At 67.0% G+C, this 15,982-nt stretch carries 16 protein-coding genes; 6 read left to right on the top strand and 10 right to left on the bottom strand.

Annotated features, from left to right (window positions below):
- Nucleotides 1-21: 21 nt before the first annotated feature.
- Complete coding sequence (locus FG95_RS17180; protein ID WP_037557450.1) at nucleotides 22-1,863, top strand: M2 family metallopeptidase; 1,842 nt, start codon at nucleotides 22-24, stop codon at nucleotides 1,861-1,863.
- Between the two features lie 52 nt (nucleotides 1,864-1,915).
- On the opposite strand, the gene FG95_RS17175 is transcribed toward FG95_RS17180, so the two are convergent.
- A complete protein-coding gene (locus tag FG95_RS17175) occupies nucleotides 1,916-2,242 on the bottom strand; it encodes an ArsR/SmtB family transcription factor (protein ID WP_037557449.1) in 327 nt (108 codons plus the stop codon).
- A 49-nt stretch (nucleotides 2,243-2,291) separates the two neighbouring features.
- Between FG95_RS17175 and FG95_RS17170 the strand changes: the two genes are divergently transcribed.
- A complete protein-coding gene (locus tag FG95_RS17170) occupies nucleotides 2,292-2,774 on the top strand; it encodes an SRPBCC family protein (protein WP_037557448.1) in 483 nt (160 codons plus the stop codon).
- A gap of 384 nt (nucleotides 2,775-3,158) precedes the next feature.
- Here the strand turns inward: FG95_RS17170 and FG95_RS17165 are convergent, their stop codons facing one another.
- Nucleotides 3,159-5,444: a TonB-dependent receptor gene (locus FG95_RS17165; protein ID WP_443027708.1), complete on the bottom strand. Its 2,286-nt coding sequence runs from the start codon at nucleotides 5,442-5,444 to the stop codon at nucleotides 3,159-3,161.
- Nucleotides 5,445-5,704: 260 nt separating this feature from the next.
- On the opposite strand from FG95_RS17165, the gene FG95_RS17160 reads away from it, so the two are divergent.
- Nucleotides 5,705-6,340, top strand: coding sequence for a TetR/AcrR family transcriptional regulator (locus FG95_RS17160; protein ID WP_037557446.1), 636 nt, complete (start codon nucleotides 5,705-5,707; stop codon nucleotides 6,338-6,340).
- Nucleotides 6,341-6,480: 140 nt separating this feature from the next.
- On the opposite strand, the gene metW is transcribed toward FG95_RS17160, so the two are convergent.
- Genes metW through metX form a run of 3 tightly spaced genes read right to left on the bottom strand, consistent with a single transcriptional unit; the run spans nucleotide 6,481 to nucleotide 8,623 of the window.
- The gene (gene metW, locus FG95_RS17155; protein WP_037557445.1) at nucleotides 6,481-7,068 is read right to left on the bottom strand and encodes a methionine biosynthesis protein MetW; all 588 of its coding nucleotides are present in this window, start codon (nucleotides 7,066-7,068) and stop codon (nucleotides 6,481-6,483) included.
- Nucleotides 7,065-7,502, bottom strand: a complete 438-nt coding sequence (locus FG95_RS17150; RefSeq protein WP_037557444.1) for a GNAT family N-acetyltransferase — start codon at nucleotides 7,500-7,502, stop codon at nucleotides 7,065-7,067. The genes metW and FG95_RS17150 overlap by 4 nt, the downstream gene beginning before the upstream one ends.
- On the bottom strand, nucleotides 7,499-8,623 hold the full coding sequence (metX, locus tag FG95_RS17145) for a homoserine O-acetyltransferase MetX (protein WP_037557443.1): 1,125 nt from the start codon (nucleotides 8,621-8,623) through the stop codon (nucleotides 7,499-7,501). The genes FG95_RS17150 and metX overlap by 4 nt, the downstream gene beginning before the upstream one ends.
- A gap of 201 nt (nucleotides 8,624-8,824) precedes the next feature.
- On the opposite strand from metX, the gene hisC reads away from it, so the two are divergent.
- On the top strand, nucleotides 8,825-9,940 hold the full coding sequence (hisC, locus tag FG95_RS17140; protein ID WP_037557442.1) for a histidinol-phosphate transaminase: 1,116 nt from the start codon (nucleotides 8,825-8,827) through the stop codon (nucleotides 9,938-9,940).
- On the top strand, nucleotides 9,937-10,842 hold the full coding sequence (locus tag FG95_RS17135; RefSeq protein WP_037557441.1) for a prephenate/arogenate dehydrogenase family protein: 906 nt from the start codon (nucleotides 9,937-9,939) through the stop codon (nucleotides 10,840-10,842). Before hisC ends, FG95_RS17135 begins: the two co-directional genes overlap by 4 nt.
- A 102-nt stretch (nucleotides 10,843-10,944) precedes the next feature.
- Here FG95_RS17135 and FG95_RS17130 read toward each other — a convergent pair whose 3' ends face one another.
- Genes FG95_RS17130 through ftsE form a run of 4 tightly spaced genes read right to left on the bottom strand, consistent with a single transcriptional unit; the run spans nucleotide 10,945 to nucleotide 13,848 of the window.
- On the bottom strand, nucleotides 10,945-11,676 hold the full coding sequence (locus tag FG95_RS17130) for a lysophospholipid acyltransferase family protein (protein ID WP_037557440.1): 732 nt from the start codon (nucleotides 11,674-11,676) through the stop codon (nucleotides 10,945-10,947).
- An 11-nt stretch (nucleotides 11,677-11,687) separates the two neighbouring features.
- The gene (locus FG95_RS17125; protein WP_037557439.1) at nucleotides 11,688-12,218 is read right to left on the bottom strand and encodes a YdcF family protein; all 531 of its coding nucleotides are present in this window, start codon (nucleotides 12,216-12,218) and stop codon (nucleotides 11,688-11,690) included.
- Nucleotides 12,215-13,120, bottom strand: a complete 906-nt coding sequence (locus tag FG95_RS17120; protein ID WP_037557438.1) for a cell division protein FtsX — start codon at nucleotides 13,118-13,120, stop codon at nucleotides 12,215-12,217. Before FG95_RS17120 ends, FG95_RS17125 begins: the two co-directional genes overlap by 4 nt.
- Nucleotides 13,117-13,848 carry a cell division ATP-binding protein FtsE gene (ftsE, locus tag FG95_RS17115; RefSeq protein ID WP_052182466.1) on the bottom strand — a complete coding sequence of 244 codons (732 nt, stop codon included), beginning with the start codon at nucleotides 13,846-13,848 and terminating at the stop codon, nucleotides 13,117-13,119. Before ftsE ends, FG95_RS17120 begins: the two co-directional genes overlap by 4 nt.
- A gap of 158 nt (nucleotides 13,849-14,006) precedes the next feature.
- On the opposite strand from ftsE, the gene FG95_RS17110 reads away from it, so the two are divergent.
- Nucleotides 14,007-14,774, top strand: a complete 768-nt coding sequence (locus FG95_RS17110; protein WP_037557437.1) for a zinc-ribbon domain-containing protein — start codon at nucleotides 14,007-14,009, stop codon at nucleotides 14,772-14,774.
- A gap of 31 nt (nucleotides 14,775-14,805) precedes the next feature.
- On the opposite strand, the gene FG95_RS17105 is transcribed toward FG95_RS17110, so the two are convergent.
- Nucleotides 14,806-15,840: a YeiH family protein gene (locus FG95_RS17105; protein WP_037557516.1), complete on the bottom strand. Its 1,035-nt coding sequence runs from the start codon at nucleotides 15,838-15,840 to the stop codon at nucleotides 14,806-14,808.
- Nucleotides 15,841-15,982 lie beyond the last annotated feature (142 nt).

The following is a 15,982-nucleotide window of genomic DNA, read 5'->3' as shown; positions in this document are numbered from 1 at the left end:
ACATTCCAGAGGACGCACCCCATGAAAGCCATGATTTCGACGCTGTCGCTTGCCCTGTCGCTCGCGGTGGCGACCCCCGCTTTTGCGCAGAGCGCACCCGCCGCTGCCCCCGCGGCGGCGGCCGCCACTGCTGCTGACGCCGACGCCTTCATCGCGGCGGTCGAAAAGGACCTGTTCGACTATACGGTCGAGGCCAGCCAGGCGAACTGGGTCAATTCGACCTATATCACCGAGGATACCGACGCGATGGCGGCGCGGATCAACGCGGTCGGCACCGAAAAGTCGGTCAAATATGCGCTCGAGGCCGCGAAATATATGAATGTCGCGGGACTCAGCCCCGACACCAAGCGCAAGCTCGACATTTTGCGCACCGGTATCGTGCTGCCCGCGCCGACGACGCCGGGTGCCGCGACCGAGCTCAACACGATCGCAACCGACCTGCAGTCGCAATATGGCAAGGGCCGCGGCACGCTGAACGGCAAGGAAATCTCGGGGTCGGATATCGAGGCCGAGATGGGCAATCTCGAGAACACGCCGGCGCAATTCGCCGAAATGTGGACGAGCTGGCACGACAAGGTCGGCGCGCCGATGAAGGACGATTATGCCCGCATGGTCGGCATCGCCAACGAGGGCGCGAAGGAGCTGGGCTTCACCGACACCGGCGCCATGTGGCGTTCGGGCTATGACATGCCGCCCGAAGAATTCGCCAAGCTGACCGAAAAGATCTGGCAGGACATGAAGCCGCTGTACGTCGCGCTCCACACCTATGTCCGCTGGAAACTGAACGAGAAATATGGCGACGCGGTGCAGCCCAAGACCGGCCCGATCCGCGCCGACCTGCTCGGTAACATGTGGGCGCAGGAATGGGGTAATATCTATCCGCTGGTCGCGCCCGCGGGCACCGGCGACCTCGGCTATGACATCGGCGACCTGCTCACCGCGCAGGGAAAGACCCCGCTCGACATGGTCAAGGCAGGCGAGAATTTCTATTCGTCGCTCGGGATGGCGCCGCTGCCCGAAACCTTCTGGAAGCGCAGCCAGTTCCTGAAGCCCGCCGATCGCGAGGTCGTCTGTCACGCGTCGGCGTGGGATATCGACAATAAGGACGATATCCGCATCAAGATGTGCATCAAGGTGAACGCCGACGACTTCATCACCATCCACCACGAACTCGGGCACAATTATTACCAGCGCGCCTATAACAAGCAGCCGTTCCTCTATTTGAACGGCGCGAACGACGGCTTCCACGAGGCGATCGGCGATTTCGTCGCGCTGTCGATCACGCCGCAATATCTCGTCGACATCGGGCTGCTCGACAAGGCGAAGGTGCCGAGCGCCGACAAGGATATCGGCCTCCTGCTTCGGCAGGCGATGGACAAGGTCGCCTTCCTGCCCTTCGGCCTGCTCGTCGACCGCTGGCGCTGGGGCGTTTTCGACGGGTCGATCCAGCCCGCCGATTACAACAAGGCATGGACGCAGCTGCGTACCCAATATCAGGGCATCGTCCCGCCGGGTGAGCGACCGGCGAACGCGTTCGACGCGGGCGCGAAATACCATATCCCGGGGAACACGCCCTACACCCGCTATTTCCTCGCGCGCGTGCTGCAGTTCCAATTCTATCAGGCGGCGTGCAAGCAGGCGGGCTGGAAGGGCCCGCTCCACCGCTGTTCCTTCTATGGCAACAAGCAGGTCGGCGCGAAGCTCAACGCGATGCTCGAAATGGGCGCGTCGAAGCCGTGGCCCGACGCGCTCGAAGCCTTTACCGGCAACCGCGAAATGTCGGGCAAGGCGATGGCCGACTATTTCGCGCCGCTGAAGACATGGCTCGACGAACAGAATAAGGGCAAGCCGTCGGGGTGGTGAGCTAGGCCGACTGGCAGGAAGTAGAAAGGCCGGGGTCGCGACCCCGGCCTTTTCATTGCGCCTCGACCGACTGTTTGAAGCGGGCGAGCCGTGCGCTTGCTGCTGCGGCGTGCGGGCCGATCCAGCGGTCGTGGATGTCCTGGATCGGTATCGCGTTGAGATGGTTCCAGCGTTCGCGACCGCGGCGTTCGGCGATGACGAGGCCGGCCTCTTCCAGCACCTTCAGATGCTGCATCACCGTGCAGCGGTCGATGTCGACGAAATGGCCGCACAGCGCCCCCGTCGTCAGCGGCTGGTCCTTCAGATCGTCGAGAATCTGGCGCCGGATCGGCGAGGCGAGCGCCTTGAACGTCGCGTCGAACTGTTCGTGAATTGACATGTTATAGTTTTATAACATAAAAAGAGTGCGACTCAAGCGGAGAATCGACATGGAACTGAAATTCAGGGTCGCGGCGCGGATCGCGAAGCCGGTGCACGAGGTGTTCGAGGCGGTCGCCGACCCCGCGAAGCTGTCGAACTATTTCACCACGGGCGGCGCGGAGGGCCGGCTCGAGACCGGCGCCACGGTGACGTGGGACTTCCATGATTTTCCGGGCGCCTTTCCGGTCTGGGTGGTCGAGGTCGTGCCCGACGAAAAGATCGTCCTCGAATGGCAGGCGAGCGAAGGCGAGGCGCATAACGTCGAGGGCAGCGAACCGAAGGATGCCGACTATCGCACGCGCGTGACGATGCGCTTCAAGGGGCTCGACGACGGCCGCACGCTGGTCGAAATCGCCGAGGAGGGCTGGCGTGAGAATCAGGGCGCGCTCAGCGCCTCCTATGGCAATTGCCAGGGCTGGTCGCAGATGCTCTGTGCGCTGAAGGCCTGGCTGGAACATGGCATCAATTTGCGCGAGGGGATGTACAAATAATTCGGCAATCCCCGGTGCCGTGGTGCGATATTCGAAGCACGGCGGGCGAACGTAAAATGTCGGGACGCGGCGGGTTGCGGACATGGAGAGAAGAAGGCTCCTCCCCTTCAGGAGTATCAGGTGAAACGTCCGGGGGACGTTTCACCTGATACTGGGTTGGGGTGGGGTCTATCGGCCTTGCGCAAGGCCGATAGACCCCACCCCACTACGCTAGGCAGCAAGCTGCCAAGTCTGCGTTGCCCCTCCCCTGAAGGGGAGGGACTTGATAGACCTCAACGTCCGCTCACCACCCCGAACCGGACATCGGGGCCGTATCGCCGGCAGGGGCGAAGAAAAAAGGGGGCGCCGCGGCGGGCGCGCGCCTCTACCCCCTTTGTCGTCGGATCAGAATTTGACCGTGCCGGTGACGAAGACCTGGCGCGGGTTGCCGTAGAAGGCGGTCAGCGTGCCTTCGGTGCCGAGCGCCGAGACCGGGAGGCCGTTGGCACCGAGGGCGGGGACGCCGGTGACCGGGTCGACGACGATGAAGGTATAGCCCGAGGTCTTATATTCCTTGTCGAGCAGGTTCTTGCCGAACACCCCGAGGCTCCAGCGGTCGTCGGGTGCGGTGTAGACGATGCTCGCGTCCCAGAGCGCGAAGCCTTTCTGGTCGATATAGGGATTGGGAATTTCGAACTGATAGGTCTTGCTGCGATAGGAAAGCGTCGTGGCGAAATTGATGTCGCCGTCGCCGACGGGGGTCGAATAGGCGAGGGTGCCGCTGGCGGTCCACTTCGGCGTGTTCTGGACCTCGCGGAAATCGGCGACATCGGTGGGAACGCCGCCGATGTTGGTGACATATTCCTTATATTCGGCGTCGATATAGCCGAGCGCGGTCGACAGCGTCAGCCGGTCGCCGACGGTCGCGACATCCTCGCCGAGCCGCGCGCGGCCTTCGAATTCCAACCCCTTGAAGGTCGCCTTCCCCGCGTTCGACACGACGCCGCAGAAGCTCGGCAGGCCTTGCACGGTGCAGGCGACCGAGCCGGGGATCTGGACGTCGGTATAGTCGGCGTAGAAGCCCGCGAGCGCGAGATTCAGCGCGCCGTCGAACAGGCTGCCCTTATAGCCGATTTCATAGCTGTCGACCTGTTCGGGGCGGAAGCTCAGAAAGGCGGCGACCTCGTCGTCGGTCGGCATGCCGGGGGTCGCGGCGGGCGCGTTGACCCCGACGCCGCGCGGGTCGAAGCCGCCGCCTTTGAAGCCTTGCGAATAGCTTGCGTAGAGCGTGTGGTCGGGGGTCGGCTTGAACGACAACGAAGCGCGCGGGGTGAATTTTTCGAAGCTCCGGCTGCCTTCGAAATCGGTGCCCGGCGCGCCGAAGGGCACCCCGGCGCCGCCGAATACCGGCGATCCGCCGCCGAGATAATTCTGGCGCAGGATCGAGGCTTCACGTTTGTCCCAGGTATAGCGGCCGCCGACCGACAGGCTGAGCCGGTCGGTGAAATCGAAGGTCGCATCGCCGAACACCGCGAAGGTCGTGGTGTCGACGTCGGCCTCGGTGAAGGCGGTCAGCCCCGCGAAAGTGTTGAAGATGCGCACGTCGAAGAGCGTGTCGGCGGTCGCATCGAGATAATAGAAGCCGAGCAGGCCCTTGAGCCGGTCGCCTTCGTAGAGCAGCTGGAATTCCTGGCTGATCTGTTCGTTGAAGTAGAAGCCCGGAACGTCGACGTCGACCGCGGGCAGCGCGTCGAAGTCGATCGGGGTCGCCGAGCGGTCCTTGCGCCACGCGCTGATCGAACGCAGCGTCACCGTGTCGCTGAGTTCGGCGGTGACATTCATCGCGAGGCCATAGGCCTCGATATCCTGCTTCGGATCGTTGAGACCGCCGCGCGAATCGAAGACGTCGTCGAGGACGGGCGCCCCCGTCGCGAGCGAGGGGATCAGGCGATGGCCGCCGCGCGGGTCGCTCTTGTCCTTGCTGTAATCGCCAGTGATGCGGATGAGCACGGGGGCGTCGTAGCCGCCGAGCTCGACGGTGCCGCGGCCGGCCCAGACGTCCTTGTTGTAATTTTCGAGCCCCGTCGTGAGATTGTCGCCGAAGCCGCCGCGCGACAGCCGCGCGATCGAGCCGCCGACGCGGACGAGGTCGCCGACCGGCGCGCTCGCGGTGACGACGAGGTCGGCCTGATCATAGGTGCCGAGCGTGCCCTTGATCTTGAGCGAAAACTCCTCGGGCAGCGGCTTGGTCACATATTTGACCGCGCCGCCGATCGTGTTGCGGCCATAGAGCGTGCCCTGCGGTCCGCGGAGGATTTCGATGCGCTCGACATCGTAGATGTCGAGCACCGCCGCCTGCGGGCGGTTGAGATAGACGTCGTCGAGATAGATGCCGACGCCCTGTTCGAACCCCGACACCGGATCCTGCTGGCCGACGCCGCGGATGAAGGCGCTGAGCGTCGAGTTCGACCCGCGCGAGACTTCGAGCGTCGTGTTCGGGGTCGTCGCGCCGATGTCGGTGATGTCGATCGCGCCCGCCTTTTCGAGCGCCTCGCCCGAGTAAGCGGTGATCGCGACGGGGACGTCGATCAGCCGTTCGTCGCGGCGGCGTGCCGTGACGATGATCTCGTTATCGCCGACGTCGGTGGCGCCGGCTTCCTGCGCGAAGGCGGGCGGGGCGAAGGCGATCATGGAAAGCGCGCTGGTGGCGAGCACGGCACGGCGCAGCGGGCGGACGAAAGGACGCATGAAAACTCTCCCATGTGATGGGCGACCCCTCGCCGCCCTGTTTGCTTTTCTTGGGCCGGTGCTTGCCAAGCCGCGCCGCTTCCAATAATGAAACATGAACCAAGTTTCAACTTGGAAACGAGCTTCGTCGTTTTTTGCTTGCCAGTGGTGCTCAAATGCCACGATGCAGGCGGAGCCGGACGGGGGGAGACGGAAAGGCAGCCATGGATCAGCCGCGGACCGAAACAGGCGAAGGCGCGGGCGATACGCGCGACAAGACGCCGCGCACCGAACGCGGACGGCGGACGCTGCGCAAGCTGCTCGACGCCGCGGCGGTCGAATTCGGCGAGCGCGGCTTTCACGAAGCGTCGATCAGCGCGATCACGCGCCGCGCCGGAACCGCGCTCGGCAGCTTCTACACCTATTTCGATTCGAAGGAGGAAATCTTCCAGGCGCTCGTTCGCTATATGAGCGAGCAACTGCGCGACCATGTCACGCCGCTGGTGCAGGCGGCGCCCGACGAGATCAGCGCCGAACGCATCGGGCTCGAATCCTATCTCGGCTTCGTGCGCGCGCATAAGGAGATTTACCGCATCATCGACGAGGCCGAGTTCGTCGATTATGCGAGCTATCGCCGCCACTATGAGACGACCGTGGCGCGTGTGCGCCAGCGGCTGGAAAATGGCGCGGCGCGCGGCGAGATTCGCGGCGACGTCAGCGAAATTCATGCTTGGGCGATCGGCGGGATGAACGTGTTTCTGGGGATGCGTTACGGCCTCTGGGATACCGACAGCGATATTTCGGAGATCGCCGCGATCGCGAACGACCTGCTTGCGAACGGGCTCAGGAAGCGGGATTAGCGATCGGTCCTCCCTGTCGCGAAGCGATGGGGAGGTGGCGGCGCGAAGCGCCGACGGAGGGGCAATAGCGCGACGTCGCGGCCCCTCCACCACGCCCTACGGGCGCAGTCCCCCTCCCCACCGCTTCGCGGCAGGGAGGATCAGGTTCGCGAAATCAGGAAGATCGCATGTTCGGCGCGCCAGCTGGCGGCGGCGTCGCTCGCCGGCTTGTCGCCCGACAGGTGCCAGACGCGCTCGACCCTGATGCCCTTGGCGCGCACGAGGTCGCGAAAGTCGCGGACCGTGACATGGTGGATGTTCGGCGTTTCGTACCAGGCGACGGGCAGCAGCCGCGTCACCGGCATCCGGCCGTTCCACAGCAGCGCGAGCCGGACGCGCCAATGCGCGAAATTGGGAAAGCTGACGAAGGCGCGCGGCGCGATGCGCAGCAGTTCGTCGACGACCCGGTCGGGGCGCTCGGTGGTCTGCAGCGTTTGCGACAGGATCGCATAGTCGAAGGCGTCGTCGGGATAGTCGGCGAGGTCGCGGTTGGCGTCGCCCTGCACGACCGACTGGCCGCGCGCGATCGCCGCGGTGACATTGTCGGGATCGATCTCCAGCCCGCGCGCGTCGACGCCCTTGGCGCGGAGCGCCGCCATCAGTTCGCCGTCGCCGCAGCCGACGTCGAGCACGCGCGCGCTCGACGGGACGGCGTCGGCGATGATCGCGAGATCGGGGCGAAGCTTCATTGCGCGGCCTGCCGGTAGACGTCGGGGAAATGCCGCTGCATGAACGGGTCGCTGTCCTCGATCGCGGTCCAGCCGAGCGCGGCATAGAGGCCGTGCGCGTCGCTGGTCGCGAGCATCCAGCGCCGCAGCCCCTGCAGCTCGGGATGGTCGTGGAGCGCGGTCACCATGCGCGCGGCAAGGCCATGCCCGCGATGCGCCGCGAGCACATAGACGTCGGCGAGATAGGCGAAGGTCGCGCGGTCGGTAACAACGCGGGCAAAGCCGACCTGCTCGCCGCCGGGCGCGAAGACACCGACGCAGAGCGACCCGGCGATCGCGCGTTCGACGACCGCGCACGCGATATTTTCGGCCCAATAGCTTTGGGCCAGAAAGGCGTGGATCGCGTCGACCTGCATGTCGGACGGGTCGAAGGAAAGGCGATAGGTTCCACTCATGCCAGACCCGCCCGCAAGGACCCCGCGACGAGCCGGTCGAGCGCGGGGACGTCGAGGAGGAAGCTGTCGTGGCCGAAGGGCGCCGACAGCTCGACGAAGCTCGCCGCCGCGCCGACGCTTTGCAGCGCCTGGACGACGCGGCGCGATTCGGAGGTCGGATAGAGCCAGTCGGTGTCGAAGCTGACGAGCGTGAAGCGCACGTCCCTGGCGCCCGCGAAGGCGCCGGCGAGGCGGCCGTCGTGCGGGTCGGCGAGGTCGAAATAGTCCATCGCGCGCGTGATATAGAGATAGGCGTTGGCGTCGAAGCGATCGGTGAAGGCCAGCCCCTGATGCCTGAGATAGGATTCGACCTGGAAATCGGCGTCGAAGCCGAAGCTCTTGATGTCGCGCGCCTGCAGCCGGCGGCCGAACTTCTCGGTCAGCCCCGCTTCGGAGAGATAGGTGATATGCGCGGCCATGCGCGCGACCGCGAGACCCTTGGTGGGCGCGCGCGCGCTGCCATAATATTGGCCGTCCTGCCAGTTGGGGTCGGCCATGATCGCTTGTCGCCCGACCTCGTGAAACGCGATATTTTGCGCCGAATGGCGCGCCGCGCTCGCGATGACGAGCGCCGAGGCAAGCCGTTCGGGAAAGGTCGCCGCCCAGGCGAGCGTCTGCATTCCGCCCATCGAGCCGCCGACGACGGCGTGGAGGCGCGATATGCCGAGATGGTCGAGCAGCATCGCCTGCGCGCGCACCATGTCGGTGATGGTGATGACGGGAAAGGCCATGCCGAGCGGCGCGCCCGTCGCGGCGTCGGGGGTCGCGGGGCCGCTCGTCCCCATGCAGCTGCCGAGCACATTGGCGCAGATGACGTGGAAGCGATCGGTGTCGATCGGCTTGCCCGGGCCGACCATGCGCGCCCACCAGCCGGGCTTGCCGGTTCCGGGATGGTCGCTCGCGACATATTGGTCGCCGGTGAGCGCGTGGCAGATCAGCACCGCGTTCGACCTGTCGGCGTTGAGCGCGCCATAGCTTTGCCAGGCGATCGTCACCGACGGCAGCACCTGTCCGCTGTCGAGCGGCAGCGGTGCGTTGATCGTCACGCCTTGATGCTGAATCTGGTGGAGAAGGCTCGCCATGATGTGCGCCGGGCTAAGCGGGCGCCGGGGGCGTGTCAACGATGGGCGCGAAAAGCCTCGTCATCCCGGACTTGATCCGGGATCCATCGCCGCGCTTGCCTTCGTGGACCCCGGATCAAGTCCGGGGTGACGAACGAGTAAAGGTCGAGCTTGGCGTTTCGCCCACTGGACTCGGGGCGCACAGCCGTTAAACGGCGCGGCATGACCGACGCGACCGAAACCCTTGTGCCCAAGCCGTGGATCAGCGGCATCGCTCCCTATGTTCCCGGCAAGTCAGCCGGCGCCGATGGCCGTCCGCTGATCAAATTGAGCGCGAACGAAAATCCGCTCGGGACGGGCGAGAAGGCGCGCGCGGCCTTCGCGGCGGCGCAGGGCGCGGCCGATGCGTTGTCGCGCTATCCCGATCCCGGCTCTGTCGAGCTGCGCGAGACGATCGCGGCGAAGTTCGGGCTCGATCCGGCGCGGATCATCTGCGGCAACGGGTCGGACGAGCTGCTCCACCTCGCGGCGGGCACTTACGCCGGGGTGGGCGACGAGATTCTCTATGTGCGCTACGGCTTTGCGGTCTACGAGATCGCCGCGCGGCGCGTCGGCGCGGTCCCGGTCGAGGCCGACGATCGCGACTATGCGACCGACGTCGACGCGTTGCTCGCGGCGGTGACCGACAAGACCCGCGTCGTCTATCTCGCCAATCCGAACAACCCCACCGGCACGCTCGCGACGCGCGAGGAGGTCCAGCGGCTTTACGCGGGTCTGCCCAAGAACGTCCTGTTCGTGATCGACCAGGCGTATAGCGAATATCTGTCGGAGGCCGAGGATGACGGCGGGCTCGAACTCGCCAAGACGCAGCCGAACGTGTTCATCACGCGCACCTTTTCGAAGATCCACGGGCTCGCCGCCGAACGCATCGGCTGGGGCTATGCCGCAGCCGAGGTGATTTCGGCGCTGCATCGTATCCGTTTGCCGTTCAACGTGACGCGCGCCGGACAGGCGGCGGCGATCGCGGCGCTCGGCGACGAGGAATTCGTCGCGCACAGCCGCGAGCATAATGCGACATGGCGCGCGTGGCTGGCGGGCGAGCTCGAAAGCCTCGGCAACCATGGCGTGCGCGTCGTGCCGTCGGCGTGCAATTTCCTGCTCGTGCTGTTCGAAGGCGATGTGAGCGCCGAGACGGTCTATAATCGGCTGATGGACGCGGGCTATATCGTCCGCTGGCTGCCGGGGCAGGGGCTACCCAATGCGCTGCGCATGACGATCGGCACCGCGGACGAGACGCGCGGGCTCGCGGCGGCGATCCGCGCGGCGCTGAACGGCTGATGGCGATCCGCAAGGTCGCGGTCATCGGACTGGGCCTGATCGGCTCGTCGATCGCGCGCGCGGTGGCGGAACGGTTGCCAGAGGTGGCGGTGACCGGCCATGACGCCAGCGACGATGTGCGCGGGGTCGCGCGCGCGCTGGGCCTTTGCGACACGATCGTCGACGATCCCGCCGCGGCTGTGGCCGATGCCGACCTCGTCATCCTCGCGGTCCCGGTCGGGCGCATGGCCGACGCGGCGGCGGCGATCGCGCCGGGGCTGAAGGCGGGGGCGATCATTTCGGACGTCGGATCGTCGAAAGCCGGCGTGGCGGACGCGCTGGCAAAGGCGCTGCCCGACCATATCGTCATCCCGGCGCACCCGGTCGCGGGGACCGAGAACAGCGGTCCCGCCGCGGGTTTCGCGACCCTGTTCGATCGTCGCTGGTGCATCGTCACCCCCGGCGCGGGGGCGTCGGGCGAGGCGGTGACGGCGGTGACGTCCTTCTGGCAGGCGCTCGGCGCGAAAGTCGACGTCATGGACGCCGCGCATCACGACATGGTGCTCGCGGTGACGAGCCATTTGCCGCACCTTATCGCCTATACGATCGTCGGCACCGCGAGCGAGCTCGAAGAGGTCACCGAGAGCGAAGTGATCAAATATTCGGCGGGCGGTTTCCGCGACTTCACGCGCATCGCGGCCAGCGACCCGGTGATGTGGCGCGACGTGTTCCTCGCCAACAAGGATGCGGTGCTCGCAACCTTGCAGCGGTTCAACGAGGATCTGACGGCGCTTCAGCAGGCGATCCGCCGCGGCGACGGCGCCAAGCTCGAGGACTGGTTCACGCGCACGCGCGCGATCCGGCGGTCGATCATCGAGCAGGGGCAGGATGATGCGGCGCCCGATTTCGGGCGGAAACATTAGTCCACCGAATCATCTCCAACCGCCGTTCGTATCGAGCGAAGTCGAGATACGCCTGCACAGCCCAAGCCTTCGCGTGTCTCGACTTCGCTCGACACGAACGGATTAAGGGGCTTTGTAGCCTTCCAGCAACGCCTCGGGTGGGTTCAGCGCGTTGATCGCACGCCAGACGCGCTCCTCGGCCTCGTCGCGCGGCAGCCCGGCGGGGATGGTTTCGCCGACCTTGTAGGTGATCGTGCCCGGCCATTTGACCCATTTGCGCGGCGGATAGGCGATGCCGCTGTTCACCGCGACCGGGATCACCGGCACGCCGAGCAGGCGGTAGACGCCCGCGAAGCCCGAGCGCAGCTGCGGCGCCTCGCCGTGCGCGACGCGCGTGCCTTCGGCGAACAGGACGAGCGGGCGCCCGCCCGCGAGCGCGGCTTTCGCGGCGCCGAGCATTGCGCGCATCGCCTTGCCGCCGCCGTCGCGATCGACGGGGATCAGGCCATAGAAGCGCGCCGCCTGGCCCCAGACGGGGATCGAAAACAGCTCTTCCTTCGCGAACACCGCGGGATGTTTGAACAGCATCGGCTGTTCGACCGTTTCGAACGCCGATTCATGCTTGAAGACGTACAGCACCGGGCTGTCGGGCATTTCGCCCTCGATGACGATCTTTTGCCCGAGCACGAAGCGGCAGATCAGCCGGTGGAACTGCGCCCAGATCCGCACGAACCAGATGGTGGCGCGGTGCGAGATCGGCAGCGAGACCACCGCGCCGATCGAGCTGATGCTGCTCATCAGCACGAACAGCAGCCAGAAGAGGATCGAGCGAAAGAGGGCGATGGTGTAGCGCATCGGCGCCCGCTTTAGAGCCCGAGGAGGCCGCCCGCCAGCCCCGCGAGATATTTATGATATTCGCGGAACAGGGTCGCGAAACTGGGCTGGCTGCGCACCGCGTCGGGCAGGATCGTCACCGTGTCGCCGACCGCGCGGCCAATCTCATATTCGGCGCGGCGCATGTGCCAGTCGGTGGTGACCAGCCGGATGCTCTTGTACTTGCGCCGCTGTGCCCAGGTCGCGACCTCGGTCGCGTTCGAGCGCGTATCCTCGGCCTCGAACCCCAATGCGATGCAGCAGTCGAACAGCGAAACCGGGCGCTTATATTCGGCGGCGAGCTCGCGCGGCTTCACCTCGCGCGCGACGCCGCTGATGAGCAGGCGCTTGGCGTCGCCCGCCTCGAGCCGTTCGAGCGCGCGGTCGATGCGGCCGGGGCCGCCGGTGAGCACGACGATCGCGTCGGTCTTTTGTGCGTCGGCGGGCAAAGGCAACAGCAGCGCAAACCATGCGAAGCCCAGCACCCAGGCCAGAAACAACAGGGAAATCAGGCGCTTGATCATAGAATCTTCTTGAGCGCCGCGAGCAGGGTCTGCCGCGCGGTGAGGGCAGCCAGCGCGATAGCCAATAGCGGCAGCGCCAGCAAGAGCGCCCAGCCCGCGGGGCCGAGCGATGCGGTCGCGGCGAGGCCCGCGGTGACGCCCGACCATTGCCAGCCGATGAGCAGCAGGATCGCCGCGGCGACGGTGCTGCCGAGCGCGATGCCATAGGCGGTGTCGATCGCGATGCGGCGCTGGAACAGCCGCGTGATCTGGCGGTCGGTCGCGCCGATCATATGGAGCATCTCGATCGTCGCATAATGGGTGCCGAGCGCGGCGCGTGCGGTCATGATCACCACCGCGGCGCTCGCCGCCGCCATCAGCAGCACCATGGCGCCGGCGATCCACGCGAGCGAACGGATGAGCCGCGCGACGGGACCCAGCCATTCGGCGTGCGGGATGATCCGCGCGCCCGGCGCCTCGCGCGCGACGAGGGCACGGAGCGCCTCCATATGGCTGCCGCGGTCCTCGCCGACGAAATCGACATCGACCAGGGCGGGCAGCGGCAGCGACTTCAGCACCGGGTCGTCGCCGTCTGCGCTGCCGAACCATTGGCCGAGCGTCGCCTGCAGCTCCTCGCGCTCGACCGAACGCGCCGACCGCACGAAGGGCTGCGCGGCTGCGGCGCGGCGGAGTGCCGCCGCCTGCTCGGCGCGCGTCACCGGGTTGGCGGTGACGATCTGGACGGTGACGCGCCCGGCAATCGCGTCGCCGATCGCGTTTGCAGAGCGGGCAAGACCGACCCCGGCGGCGGCGGCGAGCAAGGTCAGCATCATCAGGATCGCGACGACCCACGGCGTCGGCCCCGACAGGCGGCGGTCGGGCAGCAGGCGGCGATGCTGGACGGGGACGCGCGGGATGATCATGCGCGATTTGCCGGCGGATAGCGCAGCGCGCCGGTGGGGTCGGCGAGGCGGCCCTTTTCGAGCCGCATCATCTGCGCATTTTCGATGCGGCTGATCAGGTGGATGTCGTGGGTCGCGACGACGACGGTGGTGCCGAGGCGGTTCAAGGCCTCGAACAGGCCCAAGAGGCGCATCGCCATCTCGGGGTCGACGTTACCCGTCGGCTCGTCGGCGACGAGCAATTGCGGGCGCGCGATCACCGCGCGCGCGATCGCGACGCGCTGCTGCTCGCCGCCCGACAGCGTCGCGGGGCGCGCGTCGGCGCGATCGCCCAGCCCGATCCAGCTCAGCATTTCGCCCACAGGACCCGAAAGATCCTCTTCGCTGACCCCTGCGATGCGCAGCGGCAGCGCGATATTGTCGCGCGCGCTCAGATGCGGGATCAGGCGGAAGTCCTGAAAAACGACGCCGATGCGGCGGCGAAAGCCGGGCAGGCGGTGGCGCGGCATCGCGACCAGATCCTCGCCGAACAGGCGGACGATGCCGCGGCTCGGCCGCTGCGCGAGATAGAGCATCTTGAGCAGCGACGTCTTGCCCGCACCCGACGCGCCGGTGAGGAAATAGAAGCTGCCCGGCTGGAGGTTGAAGCTGATGTCGGAGAGGATTTCGGCATCGGGGCCGTAGCGCAGCCCGACGCCGTCGAATTCGACCATCGCACCGCCGGGGCGCGCCGGGGACGCGTCGGTCATGACGTCGCGCCGCAGCGATCGTGCGCCTGCGCGGGGTCTGGGGTCGGGTGCGCTGGTCCGCTCATCCACCTGCCTGTCGCACGGCTATCCACCAAGGACAAGGTGCGAGTGAAACGCGGCGCTTGCAACGCGCGAATCGGCGTGTTTAGAGGGATCCCATGATCCTTGCCTGCCCGTCCTGCCACACACGCTATGTCGTTCCCGATACGGCGATCGGTCCGACGGGGCGCACGGTGCGCTGCGCCAATTGCCGGCACAGCTGGTTCCAGGAACCCGCCGCACCCGCCGCAACGCCGCCCGCCCCGGCGGTCGAAGCCTCCGCGGCGACGCCAACGCCGGCCGCCGAACCCGCCGCCGGCACGCAATCGGAGGTTGCAGAGCCTTCGCCCACTCCGGCTCCCGCTCCGGCGCCGCCCGCCTTTGCCGCCGCCGTGGACCCCATGCCGCGCGCGGCGCCCATCGCGGCCGACGCGCCGCTGCCGTTCCGCCGCCCGCGGCGCAACCCGGCGAAGCGCTGGACGGCGATCGCCGCGAGCGCCGCCGTGCTGATGATCGCCGCGACCGCGGGGCTCGCCTATTTCGGCCTGCCGGGCTGGGCGCAGGGGCTCGGCCTGCCGGGCGGCGTCGATGAACCCGACCTGGTGATCGAGCTGCCGCCGAACCAGGATCATCGCGAACTCGCCGACGGGACGATCTATTTCGCCGCGTCGGGGGTGATCATCAACCCCACCGACCGCGAACAGCGCGTGCCGCCGATCCTCGCCGAGCTGCGCGATGCGCAGGGGACGATCGTCTACAGCTGGACGATCAAGCCGCCGGTTCGGATGCTGCCGCCCAACGAGAAGGTCAATTTCAGCGAGGCGAAGCTCGACATCCCGCGCCGCGCGACGCAGCTGACGGTGAGCTGGGCCTTACCGAAAGGCTGAGATTCCGGGGTGTTGTACTGACGTCACGCCGTCATAACAGCAGCGCGGCGCCCAAGGACAGCAAAAAGCTGGTCAGCGTTGCGACGATGATCGGCGCGAAGCTGCGCCATCCCTGATCGAGCAGCAGGTGCAGCCGCGCCTTCATCGCGGTGGCTACGATCGCGAGGAGAAGCAGCGCCTGCGCGGCGGTCGCGGCGGCATCCTGCGCGGGCCTCGGAATCACGACGAGCGAATTGATCGCCGCGAAGCCGAGAAAGCCGAGGATGAACCAGGGCAGGCGGAACGGAATGCGCGTCTCGGCGCCCGCTTCGCCGTTGCGGCCGAGCCAGAGCGCGATCAGCATCAGCATCGGGGCGAGCAGCGCGACGCGCGTCAGTTTGACGATCGTTGCGACCTCGCCCGCCGGCTGCGAGAAGGAAAAGCCGCCGCCGATCGCCTGCGCGACGTCGTGGACCGACGCGCCGATCAGGAATCCCGCCTGCGCGTCGGTCAGGCCGAGCTGCGCCGCGAGCACCGGATAGAGCGTCATCGCCAGCGCGCTCGCGACGGTGATGCCGACGAGGGTCAGCGTGAAGCGCGCCTGGTCGATGCGCTTGTCGCCGATCAGCGAATAAAGCGCCAGCGCCGCCGACGCGCCGCAGATCGCGGTCGCGCCGCCCGCGAGCAGCGCAGCCTGCTTGTCCTGCCGGAACAGCGGCGCGACGACGACGGTCGCGACGATCACCGCGAGCATGATGACGACGAGCAGCGCGAAGGGCAGCGGTCCCAGCTCGGCGAGCTGGCCAGCGGTGATCCGCGCGCCGACGAGCACGATGCCGATGCGCAGCGCGGTTTGCGACATCAGGTCGAGCCCGGCGTGGGTGCGCTTGTCCTGCGACAGGAAGGACAGGGCGAGGCCGATGAGCAGCCCCATCAGCACGATCGGCGCGGCATAATGATCGGCGAGCCAGGCGGCGGCGAGCGCGGCGATGGCGGTGACGAGGCTGCCCGGCAGATAGTCGCGCCAGCGATGCCGCGCGGGCGGATTCGCCTCGAGCTGCATTTCGCCGTAAAGGTCGGCGGCCATCGGCCAGCTCTGTTCGGATAGTTTCGCCAACGCTCCCGTCCTCTTTGCGGGGCCCGCTTCGCATATCCGCGCGCGCCGGTCGATAGGCCATTGCTGGCGGGCCAAGGGCTTGCTAGAGGCCGCGCTCTATCAGCACCCGTAG

It is taken from the genome of Sphingopyxis sp. LC363, from assembly GCF_000756385.1.
Taxonomy (GTDB): domain Bacteria; phylum Pseudomonadota; class Alphaproteobacteria; order Sphingomonadales; family Sphingomonadaceae; genus Sphingopyxis.
The sequence above is the reverse complement of the archived record's forward strand: the minus strand, read 5'-3'. Positions and strand labels throughout refer to the sequence as shown.

Bases quoted from the DNA above. Each gene is read 5' to 3' on its own strand.
- FG95_RS17170 (WP_037557448.1), top strand. From the start codon at position 2,292: ATGGAACTGAAATTCAGGGTCGCGGCGCGGATCGCGAAGCCGGTGCAC.
- FG95_RS17125 (WP_037557439.1), bottom strand. From the start codon at position 12,218: ATGATCAAGCGCCTGATTTCCCTGTTGTTTCTGGCCTGGGTGCTGGGC.
- ftsE (WP_052182466.1), bottom strand. From the start codon at position 13,848: ATGACCGACGCGTCCCCGGCGCGCCCCGGCGGTGCGATGGTCGAATTC.
- FG95_RS17160 (WP_037557446.1), top strand. From the start codon at position 5,705: ATGGATCAGCCGCGGACCGAAACAGGCGAAGGCGCGGGCGATACGCGC.
- FG95_RS17105 (WP_037557516.1), bottom strand. From the start codon at position 15,840: ATGGCCGCCGACCTTTACGGCGAAATGCAGCTCGAGGCGAATCCGCCC.
- FG95_RS17165 (WP_443027708.1), bottom strand. From the start codon at position 5,444: ATGATCGCCTTCGCCCCGCCCGCCTTCGCGCAGGAAGCCGGCGCCACC.
- FG95_RS17180 (WP_037557450.1), top strand. From the start codon at position 22: ATGAAAGCCATGATTTCGACGCTGTCGCTTGCCCTGTCGCTCGCGGTG.
- FG95_RS17150 (WP_037557444.1), bottom strand. From the start codon at position 7,502: ATGAGTGGAACCTATCGCCTTTCCTTCGACCCGTCCGACATGCAGGTC.
- hisC (WP_037557442.1), top strand. From the start codon at position 8,825: ATGACCGACGCGACCGAAACCCTTGTGCCCAAGCCGTGGATCAGCGGC.
- metW (WP_037557445.1), bottom strand. From the start codon at position 7,068: ATGAAGCTTCGCCCCGATCTCGCGATCATCGCCGACGCCGTCCCGTCG.
- FG95_RS17130 (WP_037557440.1), bottom strand. From the start codon at position 11,676: ATGCGCTACACCATCGCCCTCTTTCGCTCGATCCTCTTCTGGCTGCTG.
- FG95_RS17110 (WP_037557437.1), top strand. From the start codon at position 14,007: ATGATCCTTGCCTGCCCGTCCTGCCACACACGCTATGTCGTTCCCGAT.
- FG95_RS17120 (WP_037557438.1), bottom strand. From the start codon at position 13,120: ATGATCATCCCGCGCGTCCCCGTCCAGCATCGCCGCCTGCTGCCCGAC.
- FG95_RS17175 (WP_037557449.1), bottom strand. From the start codon at position 2,242: ATGTCAATTCACGAACAGTTCGACGCGACGTTCAAGGCGCTCGCCTCG.
- metX (WP_037557443.1), bottom strand. From the start codon at position 8,623: ATGGCGAGCCTTCTCCACCAGATTCAGCATCAAGGCGTGACGATCAAC.